2 rRNA genes are annotated in these 265 nt (G+C 58.9%); both read right to left on the bottom strand.

Annotation, left to right across the window (positions count from 1 at the left end):
• Nucleotides 1-97: ribosomal RNA gene (gene rrf / locus VM95_RS39560) — 5S ribosomal RNA — on the bottom strand; the annotation flags it as partial.
• 71 nt (nucleotides 98-168) lie between these two features.
• Nucleotides 169-265 (bottom strand): 23S ribosomal RNA (locus VM95_RS38275); the annotation flags it as partial.

Here is a 265-nt window from a genome sequence, read left to right as displayed (position 1 = left end):
CCCACAGGGTCCCCCCTGCAGTACCATCGGCGCTGTGAGGCTTAGCTTCCGGGTTCGGAATGTAACCGGGCGTTTCCCTCACGCTATGACCACCGAAACACTATGAAACTGTCGACCCGCCGGCAAGGCGGTCGTTGTTTCAGAACAACACAGTGGACGCGAGCAACTGAGGACAAGCCCTCGGCCTATTAGTACCGGTCAACTCCACCCCTCACAGGGCTTCCATACCCGGCCTATCAACCCAGTCGTCTACTGGGAGCCTTAC

It is taken from the genome of Streptomyces rubellomurinus, assembly GCF_000961885.1.
GTDB classification, from domain to species: domain Bacteria; phylum Actinomycetota; class Actinomycetes; order Streptomycetales; family Streptomycetaceae; genus Kitasatospora; species Kitasatospora rubellomurina.
Note: the sequence above shows the minus strand (reverse complement) of the source record. Positions and strands in the feature narration are given on the sequence as shown.